Here is a 13,732-nt window from a genome sequence, read left to right as displayed (position 1 = left end):
CGGCCTGAGGCACCGACGTTCGCCATGATGGACCCGCCAGGGCTCTGGCTGAACCGGGACGATCAAGCCATGCTTGCGTGAACAGTGGAGGGCGGCAGCAATTTGCCGCCATTCTGATATGTCCGATGGGAGGGCTTAACCCTCAGTACCGAACGGCGCAGCGGAATCCGTGGCTCCCGTTCTGGTTGGAATCAATCTCACTCCCATCGGTGTCCTTAAACTTCGGAGGATTCGGCGGGCGGTGATCACGCGCAAAAGTCATTGAGGTGTGTACGAGAGAATCGCCGCCGCGTTTGCTGCTTCCGCGCAGGACCTTCTCGATGCCATTTTGGGGGCCTGTAGGATTGCGGGCGTCACCCCCGGAGTAATTCTCCTCATACCAGTCCTGTACCCATTCGAAGCCATGGTCCGTCATGTCGTAAAGTCCAGCAGGATTGGGAGGGAACTTGCCCAAGGCAGTTCCGCTACCGTCATCGTACTGGGAGTAGCTCGCTACATTGCGACCATCATCGATACTCCCTGTGTCGGTCGCAAATACCACCATTTTGCCGCCCGATCGCGCCGCGAATTCCCACTGCGCCTCGGTTGGGAGCGTGAGCTTCCGACCTGACCCCTTTCCGGCCCACGTGCAGAAGTCCAGGGCGTCCTGCCACTTCACTCCGGCAGCGGCCTTGGGATCGGCACGATAAAGCGTCGAGTCAATCTTCGAAGTGCCTACCCTCGGGCGACCAGTAGCGTCCGTGAAAGCATCAAAATCCTCAATCGACACTTTGTGGGCCATGATCGAAAAGCCGTCCAGCGTGATCTTTCGAAGCACGTCATCGTTCATGGCTCCGCTGTAGGGCAGCCTGTCCTCGTTGTGCACGGGGCCAAAATCACCCATCAGGAACGAGCCTCCCTTGATCGGTACCAGGTCAGATACGACCTTTTGTTGCGTAGCTGTACCGGGGCCGCGCTTCGCTTCGGACGGGGAATCTTCCGCCTTGGCACATGCGGATGTAGTGAGCAACAGAATGGCTAATAGAGCTGCAGTCCGGGGCGAGAGCGTGGACATCGGGGACTTCCTTGGCCGAATGTTGCATGCTATCGCGCTCGCCCAGCCAGTGCATCCCGATCGAGCGGAGTGCACAATCACGTGGGCCCGTCGGTGGCGACACTGGCCGCCCAGTAATCGCATGGCATGTCATGCTCGGCAACGCTGCGGGAAAGGGAGATTGGATGTACACCGGATGGATGCGCGATTTTCCCGTGGGACGTCCACTTTCTCCACAGGAGAGGGCATCGCGTTTCAATGTACATGCCGCTCAATCCGTGGCTCCCGCCGAACACGCCTGCCTGGTCCGCTTCAATTCGACCTGCATCGAGCTGATCGATCGCCGCTTTCGTCTGCGGGGAATGGTGTCGACCACGGTAGTCCTGCTTGGCACGCTGGGGCTGTTCCTGCTCGGCTTCTTCCTGCTCTTCACTCTGGTCATCCCCAATCTGGAGGGGGACATATGGGACTGGGTGATGTACGGCATGGTGGGGGCGTGCGTGGTCGGCGCCCCCGCACTGTTCTGGCATATCACTCTCCGATACGAGTTCTTCACCTACGTCTGGTACCCGACGAGATTCAACCGGCGCAACCGGAAGGTCTACTTCTTCATGGGCGGGAAGGAGGGCGCGGTATCCGTCCCATGGGATGAGGCCGTCTTCTACATCGGGCGAGGAACCAGCGAGGAGTTCCTGCGTGACCTGCGGTGCAGTGTCGTTGAGGATCATGTCGTCAAGCGGACCTTCGCTGTCGGTCACTACTTCGATGACGAGTTGAAAATACGTGGCATCTGGGAGTTTGTCCGTCGCTACATGGAAGCAGGGCCTGCCGAGGTGGTCGACACCATCGACGGTCGGCAGATGAACCTGTCGGTCAAGCCTTCCCTGCGCAACTGCTATCTGTTCGTGGTCGCCAGCCTTGGACCGGCCATGCTGAGTGCCCGGTTCATGCTTATGCCACTGCTGCTGCCCTTGGTGCTCTGCCGGTGGCTGGTCCTGAAGTCCTGCCGTGTGCCAGTGTGGCCGCAATGGGTGCAGGATGAGTGCGAGATCGACGCGAATGACCCTCTGAGGCTGGCCGAGCCTGAGGTCATGGCGCAGTCGGAGTGGGATCGTCGTTCAACTCGATCAGGATAACGCCGCAGATGAGTCAGTTCGCCGGCTGGCTTGCCCAGCGCTATCGCAACAACCGCTTCTTGACCGGCTATGAAGTCGCTGCCGACGTTCGAAACTTTGATGCGTCAGCGTTGATGCCGCTGGATAAAGGAGTTGTCTACCTCGGCGATAACTGCATCGAGTACATTGATCGGCACTTCCTCTATCGCGGATGGGCAGTGATGTGGGGCTTTGTGGTTATCAGTCTCGTACTACTGTTTGTGTCCGCAATCGCGCACGCGACGGTTACGATGCAGGCGGAAGGGAAAAGCGTCAGTCCGGAGATGGCCGTCACTGTCGCAGTGCTGGGCGTTCTGCTGCTGGGCCTGGTCGCATTCGTCTACTGGATGCTGCTTGGAAGAGACATCTTCAGGCATCAGTACTACCCCATCCGCTTTGATCGAACCACGCACCAGGTGCATGTCTTCACAGGCGGACGCAACAGGGTGATTTCAGCGGCCTGGTCGGATATCCGCTTCATCATTGGCAGGGACAAGCCCGCTGGGCCCGGTGAAGACTACACCTACGATCTCAGGGGCTTGGTGATGCGCGGCGACCAGGTCGTGCACACCTTTGCGGTAGGCTCGGATTGCGGTTCGAACCCCGCCGTCGTGCTCGCGCACTGGGAAATGATCCGGCGCTTCATGGAGCAGGGTCGTTCCGCGCTTCCGTTCCCGCCGTTGCAACTCTACACCTCAGTGGTGCCGAGCTTCCGCAATGCGTTCATCATTCATGTCTCTTCTGCGGGCGCAGGGCTGATGTGGATTGCACTGCCGCTCACCTTGCCCTGGGCGCTGTTCCGCTTCCTTGCGATGAAGCTGTGCCGCAAGCCGGTCTGGCCGGCGGCCGTGACCCGACGCGGAACATCCGAGCCTTCCGGTACGCCGCCGCTGCGTGCGCCGGCCGTATACGGGCGGGTGGATCATGCGGGTGGCCGGGCGGATCAGATGGAGCGATTCTGGAAGGACTCGATAGCCGCTGCGAAGGCCCGCAACGATGAAGTGCGGCAGCAGCTCCTGCAGGCAACGAGCCGGGTCTGACAGAAACTGCGTTCGGCAACGTGTGCGGGCTGGTAGCGGTCTTCGGGTGCAGCAGAGTCGAGCACGGCTCGACTCTACAAAAACGCCTCACATCGCCGGGCAGGCCGGGTCCTTGCCGCTCACCGCTGCGCAGATCCGGCGGCGGCAATCCACGCCCTTCAGCGACGCGGGGCTGGGGCAGGCACGCAGCTGAGCCTGGATGTTCGACTCGGTCGATGCGGACTTCTTGCTGGCCACGCGCTCGAAGGCGGCGCGCTCGTCTTCAGTGCGTTTCCGTTGGTCGGCCTCGATCTGTGCGATCAGGTCGTCCATGCTTTGCGGTTGGGCATTGGCCTTCGTTTTGGCCTTGGCCTTGTCCTCTTCCTTGATGATGCCGAGCAGGGTGCCGAGCAGGTTTTCATCGCCCTTGCTCTTTGCGTCGCTCTGCGTTGCGGCACGCGAAGCGCGTGCGGCAGGCGCAGGACTGCGTGCGGCCGCCCCGCTCGCCGCAGTCGCCGCCGATGGGGCCGCAGCGACCGAAGCGGCATCAGCGGATGCAGGCGCTGTGTCTGCGGCAGGTGCAGGCAGGGCCGGCTCACCGGCGGTGGCCGGCGCATCGACGATCATGGCAGCGCCGTCACGCGGGGCGCCCGCCGGAATGTCCGGGTGCCCGGTGGCATGGGCCGGATCCGGTGTGAGCGAATACTCGCTCGGTTCCGGATAATCACTGCTGCCGGAGAAGCCCCAGGCGGCCAGCCCGGCAATGGCGACGACAACGGCACCGATGCCCAACCATAGCCCCAGGCGCCGATTGCCACCGGCCGACGCGCGCGCAGCACGAGGGGACGCGGTTGCCTGCCGGCCCTCCATGTCTGCCAGAATACGGCCCGAATTCGGGGCCTGGCCCTTCGCCTGCGCTCCCCCTGAGAGCAGACTTGGCCGATTGATTCCGCCATTATTCAAGTGCATCCAGCCCTTGGTTTGACTCGGCATCTGCCGAAGCGAATTTCCGCATTCTTAGTGAAAGGCGGTGGGGCGTCAACCAGATTACGAGTCAAGGAGGACCGGTGTTGCCAATCGTGGTTGCTGCCATTGCCGTTGTCGCACTTGTGGCGGCGGTGTGCTGGGTGTTGCTGTTTCCCGAGACCGTGGAATCGCTGCGCCAGGCACTGTCGCGCCGCTTGGGCGGATTCCGTCGCAAGGCGGGTCGGGTGGGCGATAAAGTCGGTCATGGTGTTACCCGGGTGCGCAGTGGGGTTCGTGAAGAAGCCGGCGCTGCGCACAGTGCCCTTCGGCGGCATTGGCCGATTATGGCGATTGCGGCAGCGGCGCTGCTGATTCCTCCAACTGTGATATTGATCACACGTCAGACGGTGGTGCTCGAAGATTTTCGCGGCGATGATCTGGCGGAGTCGAGTTCGATGGTCGCCCAGCTGCTGCGGGGGGAGCGCCTGACCCCGCCGCCGCCGCCACCACCGGAAGTCTTCACCACCGCCGAGGTGCGCCGCCTGCGGCCTGAAATTGTGACGGCAGACCGCAAGTGGGATCAGATCGATGCCGACCTGCAGCAGCGCGTGCTGGCCATCTATGAGGTGATGCGCCGCCAGTACGGTTACGAGATGGTGCTGATCGAGGGTTACCGCAGTCCGCAGCGGCAGGCCGAGTTGATGGCCGGAGGCAAGGCGACACGTGCCGGCGCCTGGCAGAGCTGCCATCAATATGGGCTGGGCGTGGACAGTGCGCCGATCCGGGATGGCAAGCTGCAGTGGGACATGAACGACGAGTGGACCAAGCGTGGTTACTTCCTGTACGGCGAGCTGGCTGAACAGGCAGGCCTGGACTGGGGTGGAAACTGGCGCAGCATCAAGGATTATGTTCACGTGGAAATGACAGCGCGTTGCCGCGCGGCCCGTGCGGCCAAGCGTGAAGAACTGTCACGCCAAGGGTGATAACCGCATGGCGGTGCTGGTATGGTTACCGCGATGATCTGGGTCGCCGGGGAACAGGGGGCGATGGAGCGCCAGGTCACACAGGATCAAGGAGCATGATGGATGGCACGACCGTTTATCGTCGTCGGTGACAAGCTCAGCCACGGAGGCAGCGTGGTGGCAGGCACCGGCCAGACCGATATCAATGGCAAGGCGGTGGCCCGGGTGGGCGACCGTGCAGTCTGCGCCGTGCATGGCGCAACCTCGATTGTCAGTGGTGACGCAACCGTCGTGATCGATGGTCAGCCGGTGGCGCGCGATGGCGACCGCACGGCGTGCGGAGCGACGCTGATGGCGTCACAGGCCACCACTGGCCTGCGCTGAACGACGCGGTCGACGGGAGCAGCGCATGGAGCACGGCAACTGATGGCGGGATGGCTGGGCAAGGCAGCGTCGGTGGTGATGGTCTTCATCGCCACCTGGGGCGCGACGATTCTTTACTGGCGCAACAGCGGCACGGTACCGACCGGCATGCAGATGCTGGCCTATCTGGGGCTGCTGCCGGTGGGGCTGAGTGGTGCCGGCTTCATGCTGCGCAACGCCGCGCGGCGCGGCGCCGATGTGGCGTTGCAGAAAGCCGGTGAGGATCGTTCCGGCCCGGCCCCGGCCGAACGCGAGAGTGTCGCTGGCGCCCCGTCGGGCGTGCCTGCCGTTGCGTTGCTGGCCGGCCACCTGCGCCTGGGCATGGACCTCGATGCGCAGGCCCTGCTGGCGGCTGCGGCGGCGCCACCGCGCCCGGTGCTCGACGGGCGTTTCCGCGACAACTACAACCTGCCGGTGCGGATGAGCGCAGCACCGGATCTGGACGAATTCGAAGTCCTGCAGGTGCGCCAGGACGGTATCGATACCGCCGCGCACGAACGGCGTGCACTGGCGCTGCTGCGGCCGGTGCTGGAACGCCTGCTGGAGGCCGTCTTCACGGCCCTGCCGGAGATCGAAGCCTCCGAAGAGGTGGTGGTGGCCGGCCTGCGCCGCCGCGATGAGCAGCGCGTTGAGAATATCCTCACCCTTGAATTGCTGGTGCCGGGCAGCTGGTCCGATGGTTTGCGCCCGTGGGTACAGGAGTGGCTGCAGCAACAGGCGCGTAATGCCGGCCTCGATGCGCGCCGCTTCGACGTGCGCATTGCCGTGCTGGATGGCGCGCGCGAGGTGTGGCCGCATGTGCAACGGGTCATCGATGCGCTGGCGTCGTCGCCGACGCCACGCTGGCACCTGCTGTTGGCGGCCGCGTCCAGCATTGATGCCGGCATCGTCTCGGCCTGGCAGTCGGCCGGGGTGCTGGCGACGGCGCAGCGCACCGATGGCCACGTACCCGGTGAAGGCGCAGCGGGCGTGTTGCTGGCCAGCCAGGCTGCTGCACGTGAAGGCGACGCCCGGCTGTGGCGACCCCAGCTGGTCAGTGCCGAGCAGGTCGAGGGGCAGCGCCCGGCAGAACAGCGTCGGCAGCTGGCGGCGCTCGCCACCCAGTGGCATGCATCACTGGCGACCGATGGCGCCCAGGCCCAGTTCGTGCTGCACGACGCTGACCACCGGGGCGACCTGATGGTGGATGCCGCTGCCATCGCTGCCACCCTGGCACCCGATCTCGATTTCAGTCCGCAGAGCCTGGCGCTGGCCATCAGCGCCGGCGAACTGGGCCCGGCGCTGCCGCTGGCCCAGCTGGCGCTGGCCCACGCGCAGCTTCAGCGCCAGAGCGAACCTGTGCTGCTGCTCGGTGTCGCCGACAACCAGCAGCGCCTGTTCGGGCTGGTCGATCCTCTTCCTTCCCCGACGCTGACGGCCGAGGCGCCGTCCGCTCCCTGACCCCTGGATCCCTGCATGAGTTTGAGCAATTTCAGCTACTACCTGCGCGACTACCGTCTGTGGATGGTGATCGGCCTGGTCGGTGCCGCTGCGCTGGCCCACTACGGCGAGGCCGAGGCACGGCAGATCGGCATCTGGGTCGCCATCGTGCTGGCCGGCCTGCTGGTGCTGGCGCTGCTGGTCTGGGTCGTCAAGCGGATGCTTGCCCGGCGCGCCGCCAAGCGCGTGGAGGCGATGGTCAAGGACGAGGCGGACAAGGCGGTAGCCAGCGCGCAGCCGGCACAGCGCGCCGATACCGAAGCGCTGCGTACGCGCATGATGGATGCGGTCAAGCAGATCAAGTCCTCGCGGATGGGGGTGCTGAAGGGCAACGCCGCGCTGTACGAACTGCCCTGGTACGTGATCATCGGCAACCCGGCGGCCGGCAAGAGCACCGCGATCCTCAATTCGGGCCTGCAGTTCCCGTTCGAGGACAACCGCGGCAATGTCGTGCAGGGCATCGGCGGTACCCGTAACTGCGACTGGTACTTCACCACCAACGGCATCGTGCTCGACACCGCCGGCCGTTACTCGGTCAGCGTCGAGGACCGGCTGGAGTGGCTGACCTTCCTCGGCCTGCTGAAGAAGAACCGTCCGCGTGCACCGATCAATGGCGTGATCATCGCCGCCAGCCTGGCCGAGCTGTCCGGCAGCAAGCCGGAGTTCGCCATCGAACTGGCCAAGAACCTGCGCCAGCGCGTGCAGGAAATCACCGAGCGCCTGGAAGTATTCGCGCCGGTGTACGTGCTGTTCACCAAGGCCGACCTGATCGCCGGTTTCAGTGAATTCTTCCGCAACCTCGATCCGGGCGAGCGCGAGCATGTGTGGGGCGCGACGCTGCCGTTCGACGTGCAGCAGCAGGGTGACGCGCTGGCCGCCTTCGACAGCCACTTTGATGAGCTGGCCGAAGGCATCAAGGAAATGAGCCTGACCCACATGGCGATGCAGCGTGGCCGTGAGGTCTCGCCGGGCCTGCTGTCGCTGCCGCTGGAGTTCGTCGGCATCAAGCCGGCGCTGCGCACCTTCATCGCCACCCTGTTCGAAGACAACCCCTACCAGTTCAAGCCGGTGTTCCGCGGCTTCTACTTCTCCAGCGCGCTGCAGGAAGGGCGCTCGGTGCATCACGCCTCCGAGCGCGTCGGCCGCCAGTTCAACCTGGAGCGCGGCTCGAACGTGGACGAGGCGCCGACCGGGCATACCGCGTTCTTCCTGAAGGACCTGTTCCGCAAGGTCATCTTTGCCGACAAGGAACTGGTGCGGCAGTATTCCAGCCCGCACCAGAACCGCCTGCGCTATGGCGTGTTCCTGGGCGCGGTGGGCGTGCTGGCCCTCGCGCTGGGCCTGTGGACGTGGTCGTACACCACCAACGCGCAGCTGGTGGCCAATGCCACGAAGGACCTGGACCAGGCTGTGCGCGTGCAGAAGGACCGCATGGACCTGAAGTCACGTATCGATGCGTTGCTGCTGCTGCAGGACCGCATGGAGCAGCTGGACCGCTATGGCAAGGAAGGGGGCATCACCACCCATCTGGGCCTGTACCAGGGCACGGCCATCCGCGAGAAGCTGCTGCGCGAGTACAACCACGGCATGCAGCAGGTGATGCTGGCGCCGACCGTATCGAACCTGGAGAACTATCTGGGCCAGGTGGTCGCCGAGCGCGACAAGCTGGGGCAGGGCACCAGCAGCGCTGCCGAGAGCGAGGTGCTGTACCAGAACGCGTCGCCGACCAGCACCAACGATGCCTACAACGCGCTCAAGACCTACCTGATGCTGGGCAACCCCAAGTATGTGGAGGGTGCGCACCTGTCGCAGCAGCTGACCCTGTTCTGGCGCACCTGGCTGGAAGCCAACCGCGGGCAGATGAGCCGCGAGGAAATGGTCCGCGCGGCTGAGAAGCTGATGACCTTCTACGTGGCGCAGGCGGGCCAGCCGAGCTGGCCGCAGGTGCAGAACAAGGTCACCCTGGTGTCCGACACGCGCCAGGCACTGGGCCAGGTGATGAAGGGCCAGCCGGCGATGGAGCGCGTGTACGCGCAGATCAAGGCCCGTGCCGGTGCGCGCTTCACCACCACCACGGTCGACAGCCTGATCGGCGTCGAGCGCAACGGCCGCATGATCAATGGCAACTACGCCATTTCCGGTGCGTTCTCGCGCAAGGCGTGGGAAGAGTACGTGCAGGATGCGATCAAGGAAGCGGCCAACACGCAGCTGAGCACCACCGACTGGGTGCTGGGGACCACCGAGCAGAGCGACCTGTCGCTGGCCGGCAGCCCGGAGCACGTCTCGCGCGAGCTGGTGAACCTGTACAAGAACGACTATGCCCGCGAGTGGACCCGGTTCCTGCAGGGCCTGAGCGTGGCGGAGTTCAGCACCTTCGACGAGGCGGTGGCACGCATCAACAAGCTGGGCGATGCCAGCAATTCGCCACTGCGCGTGCTGCTGGAGCGCATCAACGAAGAGACCGTGTGGGACAACCCGCAGGCGCTGGCCCGCTCCAGCAAGGCGCGCAAGGGCTTTGTTGCCTGGTTCCAGCGCACCATCCTGCGCAAGGACCCGGCCGCCGCGGCTGCGGCACAGCCGGTCGGCCCGATCGGCAAGGCGTTCGAGGGCATTGCCCGCTTGACCAGCGAGCGCGGTGACCAGCCGGCCGTGATCACGGCCTACTTCGACACGCTGGCCAAGCTGCGCGCGCGTCTGAACGCGATCAAGAGCCAGGGCGAGATCGGGGTCGCTACCCGCAAGCTGATGCAGGACACCTTCAGCAACGAAGGTTCCGAACTGAGCGTGGGCCTGGCGCTGGTCGATGAGCAGGTGCTGACCGGGCTGGACGAGAAGCAGCGTGAAGCGCTGCGTCCGCTGCTGCTGCGCCCGCTGACCCAGACCTTCGGCACGTTGATCGCGCCGACCGAGAATGAAGTCAACAAGACCTGGAAGGCACAGGTCTATGATCCCTTCAAGGCACGCATCGGCCAGCAGTACCCGTTCAACCTGAACTCCGACGTCGATGCGGCGCCGAGCGACATTGCCGGCATCTTCGGCGCCAGCGGCAGCATCGCGGCCTTCAACAAGGAGGCGCTGGGCACGCTGGTGATCCAGCGCGGTCCGCTGCTTGAGACCCGTCGCTGGGCCGGGCAGGGCGTGAACCTGTCGGCCGAACTGGTGGCCAACTACGGCAACTGGGTGAGTGGTTCGGCGGCCGGTGCGGCGCAGGACACCACGATCTTCGAGATCCTGCCGGCACCGGCGGCCGGCGCGCTGGAATACACCATCGAGATCGACGGCCAGGTGCTGCGCTATCGCAACACGCCACCGCAGTGGACGACCATGCAGTACCCGAACGTCGGCCAGGTGCCGGGCGTGAAGATCACCGCGGTGACCGGCGATGGCAGGACGGTGGAAGTGTTCAGTGCGCCAGGTTCGAACGGCGTCAACCGCTTGATGGGGGCGGGCCAGGTCGAGCGCCTGGATGACTCCAGCCGCATCACCTGGACGGGCAACGGTGTGTCGGTGCCGGTGGAGATGCGCATCGTCCGTCGTGCCGGTGAGGCCGCACAGGGCGGAGGTGACTGGCAGCGCGGGCTGCAGTTGCCCGAACGCGTTGCCGGTGGCGAGCCCGCTGCGCAGGCGGCACCCGCTGCTGCGCCGGCAGCGACGCCGGCTCCGGCCGCTGGAGGCGCCCGATGAGCCGGGTGGTCAGCGCGGGCGTGTCCTATTTCGGCAAGGTCCCCTCGCGCGGCGATTTCGTCCGCGCGGCCGACAACCACCAGCTGCTGGGCTGGCTTGACCGCTGGGCCGGCGAGAGCCTGGAACTGCTGAGCCAGAGCCCGGACTGGAAGCAGCGCTACGACGAAGCGCCCGAGATCCACTATGCCTTCCTCGGTTCGCGCAGCAAGATGGTGCTGTGCGGCCACTTCCTGGCCAGCCGCGACGCGTCCGAGCGGCGCTTCCCGCTGCTGTCGGCGTTGCGCCTGGATGCGCCCGAGCCGTTGCCGTTCATCGGCCGCAGTCCGTTGGCGATGTCCAACGCCTGGTCGGGCCTGGCCAGGCTCGCACGCCAGGCCTACCAGGACAGCGACGCAGCACAGGCGCTGGCACAGCTGGCCGATGCCCGTTTCAGCATCAGCACCGACCCGGGTGACTACAACGGCAGCTTCCAGGATTTCCTCGAGAACACCACGGTGGCCGACCTGGAGCAGCGCCTGCGCGAGTCCGGCCACGGCGACGTGGCGCTGCGCCAGGTGCTGCCCGCGCTGGGCCTGCTGCTGCAGCCGGTGCTCAGTGGCGGCGACGTCAACATCGACAAGGCGCTGGTGTTCCCGCTGGTACGCGATCCGGCCTATCGCCCGCTGGTGGCGGCGTTCTGGCTCGACCTGCTGTCCAGCTTCGTCGCACGCGGCGATTTCGAACTTGCCGTACTGATCCGCAACGACGCTGCGCCAAGCATGATCGTCGGCTTCAACGGCGCTGATCGCCAGGTGCTGCGCGCCGTGCTGGATCCGGCCGAGGCGGGCGACTTCCTGATCCGCATCCAGCATTCGGAGTGGGTGGACGACTACCTGCGCGGCGACTACAACCTCAACCGCTTCGGCAGCTTCCTCGACCGTGACGACCTGGCCCTGGCCACCGCACGCAAGCTGTTCGGCGAGACTTTCCTGGGAACCTGACGATGCGCCTGTGCAAACCTCTCCATCTCATGCTGCCGCTGCTGCTGGTGGCCGCGCCGCTGGCCGCGCAGAACGCGCCGGCAGCGGCCGCCGGCGAGCGTCCGGTGGTCATCGAAGGCGTGGTGCCTGACCAGGCGACCAAGGCCAAGCTGCTCAACAACCTGCGCGCGGTCTATGGCGCGGAGCGGGTGGTCGACCGCATCCAGGTGGAAACCATCGCCACGCCGCCGAACTGGGGCGACTATGTTTCCGGCATGATCAATCCGGGCCTGAAGCGGGTGTCGCCCGGAAAGCTGGAGGTCAATGGCCAGGCGGTGCGCATTACCGGTGAAGTCGGCAACGAAGCCCTGCGCCAGCAGGTTGCCAGTGACCTGAGCCTGGCCAGCAACACCAGTTACACGGTGACAAACGCGCTGAAAGTGGGCTCGCAGCAGAACGTGCTGGACCAGACCCTGGCCAACCGCATCATTGAATTCCAGAGCGGCAGCGCGCGCCTTACGCCGTTCGGCATGGGCATCCTCGACGAGATGGTGGCGAAGATGGCGCAGATGCCGGACAGCCGGTTCCTGATCATCGGCCACACCGACAATGTCGGCCAGCGTGAGTCCAATCTCACGCTCAGCCATGCACGTGCGCTGGCGGTGAAGAACTACATGATGTCCAAGGGCATCCCCGGCAGTCACATGGACGTGCTGGGCAAGGGCCCGGATGAGCCGGTGGCAGACAACACCAGCAACGACGGCCGTGCGCGCAACCGCCGGATCGAGTTCAAGATCCAGTAACCGCGCCCGGGGAGCCGGTCAGGCTCCCCTGCCGTGGCGCGCAGCTCAGTCTTCTGGATTGACGTCCAGCATTTCTTCCATCTGTTCCAGCGTGCCGTGGTCCTTGATGACCCGCTTGAGCCAGACGTGCAGCGGCATCTCGCCCCAGCGCGCTGCCTTTTCCGCCAGATAGGCGACCGGGCTGTGCGGCTCGGTACGGCGGAAGAACTCGGCGACCTGGCGAAGCTGCTGCAAGGCTTCCTTGCGCGAACCCGGCGCACCGGCGGGACCGCGCGAGGGCGCAGCCGGCGTCGTCTCGAACGTGGGTGCGTCTTCGGCGAAATGGCTGTCACTGAACGGGTCTTCCACCGCCCCGGTCTCGCCATCAAGCAACACTCCGGCCTCGCGGGCAAAGCGCAGCACGGTGCGCTGCAGATGCTCAAGCTGTTCGCGTACGGCGCTGAAGCTGGGGCCGTCCAGCCCCAGCCGGTTGTCCACTGCCGCCTGCAGTTCGGCCAGGGCCTGGCTGCAGTCGGGCAGGTCATCCGCCAGCTGGCGGTAGAACCCGTGCTGGGTATCGCGGCGGGCGGCAGTGAGGATGTCCAGGCCGGGCCGGCCGTCATCGTCCTCGCCACTGTTGGCGCGGGCGTGGGCATGCTCGAAATCGGTCAGGCTGAAGCGCCCCTGCGGGGCGACGATGATCGGCACCGCCCGCAGCCACTGCAGCGAATTGGTCAGCAGCCAACTGAGGTTGCCGATGCGTTCTTCGAAGTCGCCGTCCGGAGCCTGAGGATGGACCTCTTCCCAGAAGCGGTCGCACAGCCCGGCGGTGACCCGGTAGCCAGCAGCCAGGCCCTGGAAGCCTTCCAGCTGGGTGGCCGCCTCGCTGAGCCAGCCGGCCAGTCGCAGGTCCTTGGTGCGGGTCTGCAGCAGGCTGTCGGCCTCGCGCAGCACGCTGCTCCAGTCGGCGTACTTGATGTCGGTCTGCCACGCACCCTGGTCCAGGGTCGGGTCGTCGGCACGACGGTTTTCGATGATCCGATCGAATTCCGCCGAGAACGACAGGTCTTCACCGGTCGGGGCGTTTTCCGAAATCGGGGCCAGCAGGGCTTCCTGATCCAGCATGGCAGGTCTCGTTGGGGACTGCGGACGATTCTAGCCTTTGAATGTGAACGCGATTACGGGATCCGGGCAAGTGCCTGTAGCTGAATACGTTATTCCGTCGGTTATGTGACGCAAAGCGCAGTTCGTTGCGCAATAACGCGCCGTGA

Annotated in this window: 11 protein-coding genes; 8 read left to right on the top strand and 3 right to left on the bottom strand. The window is 65.2% G+C overall.

The features are described 5' to 3' along the window. Positions 1-142 precede the first annotated feature (142 nt). Positions 143-1,054: an SUMF1/EgtB/PvdO family nonheme iron enzyme gene (locus tag QRO93_RS04510; RefSeq protein WP_180880277.1), complete on the bottom strand. Its 912-nt coding sequence runs from the start codon at positions 1,052-1,054 to the stop codon at positions 143-145. 164 nt (positions 1,055-1,218) lie between these two features. Here QRO93_RS04510 and QRO93_RS04505 point away from each other — a divergent pair, with 164 nt between their 5' ends. Together QRO93_RS04505 and QRO93_RS04500 are read left to right on the top strand one after the other, a co-directional pair. Then, positions 1,219-2,169, top strand: a complete 951-nt coding sequence (locus tag QRO93_RS04505; RefSeq protein WP_180880275.1) for a DUF6708 domain-containing protein — start codon at positions 1,219-1,221, stop codon at positions 2,167-2,169. A gap of 8 nt (positions 2,170-2,177) precedes the next feature. Next, a complete protein-coding gene (locus QRO93_RS04500) occupies positions 2,178-3,227 on the top strand; it encodes a DUF6708 domain-containing protein (RefSeq protein WP_180880273.1) in 1,050 nt (349 codons plus the stop codon). A gap of 87 nt (positions 3,228-3,314) precedes the next feature. Here the strand turns inward: QRO93_RS04500 and QRO93_RS04495 are convergent, their stop codons facing one another. Beyond that, positions 3,315-3,998: a hypothetical protein gene (locus QRO93_RS04495; RefSeq protein WP_164240437.1), complete on the bottom strand. Its 684-nt coding sequence runs from the start codon at positions 3,996-3,998 to the stop codon at positions 3,315-3,317. 275 nt (positions 3,999-4,273) lie between these two features. Here QRO93_RS04495 and QRO93_RS04490 point away from each other — a divergent pair, with 275 nt between their 5' ends. From QRO93_RS04490 to QRO93_RS04465, 6 genes are all read left to right on the top strand, one after another. Continuing rightward, on the top strand, positions 4,274-5,155 hold the full coding sequence (locus tag QRO93_RS04490) for a M15 family metallopeptidase (protein ID WP_239510805.1): 882 nt from the start codon (positions 4,274-4,276) through the stop codon (positions 5,153-5,155). A 102-nt stretch (positions 5,156-5,257) separates the two neighbouring features. Continuing rightward, positions 5,258-5,518: a PAAR domain-containing protein gene (locus tag QRO93_RS04485; protein WP_006451293.1), complete on the top strand. Its 261-nt coding sequence runs from the start codon at positions 5,258-5,260 to the stop codon at positions 5,516-5,518. Positions 5,519-5,560: 42 nt separating this feature from the next. After that, a complete protein-coding gene (locus QRO93_RS04480) occupies positions 5,561-6,997 on the top strand; it encodes a hypothetical protein (RefSeq protein ID WP_006451291.1) in 1,437 nt (478 codons plus the stop codon). Positions 6,998-7,012: 15 nt separating this feature from the next. Next, a complete protein-coding gene (gene tssM / locus QRO93_RS04475; RefSeq protein ID WP_008267670.1) occupies positions 7,013-10,720 on the top strand; it encodes a type VI secretion system membrane subunit TssM in 3,708 nt (1,235 codons plus the stop codon). After that, complete coding sequence (gene tagF, locus QRO93_RS04470; RefSeq protein ID WP_006451227.1) at positions 10,717-11,700, top strand: type VI secretion system-associated protein TagF; 984 nt, start codon at positions 10,717-10,719, stop codon at positions 11,698-11,700. The genes tssM and tagF overlap by 4 nt, the downstream gene beginning before the upstream one ends. Before the next feature lie 2 nt (positions 11,701-11,702). Further along, positions 11,703-12,482 (top strand): OmpA family protein, encoded by a 780-nt coding sequence (locus QRO93_RS04465; protein WP_053450025.1) that lies wholly within the window; start codon positions 11,703-11,705, stop codon positions 12,480-12,482. Between the two features lie 45 nt (positions 12,483-12,527). On the opposite strand, the gene tssA is transcribed toward QRO93_RS04465, so the two are convergent. Beyond that, the gene (tssA, locus tag QRO93_RS04460; protein ID WP_053450024.1) at positions 12,528-13,586 is read right to left on the bottom strand and encodes a type VI secretion system protein TssA; all 1,059 of its coding nucleotides are present in this window, start codon (positions 13,584-13,586) and stop codon (positions 12,528-12,530) included. Between the last annotated feature and the right edge of the window lie 146 nt (positions 13,587-13,732).

Source organism: Stenotrophomonas maltophilia group sp. Smal17, assembly GCF_030237045.1.
GTDB lineage: Bacteria > Pseudomonadota > Gammaproteobacteria > Xanthomonadales > Xanthomonadaceae > Stenotrophomonas > Stenotrophomonas forensis.
Note: the sequence above shows the minus strand (reverse complement) of the source record. Positions and strands in the feature narration are given on the sequence as shown.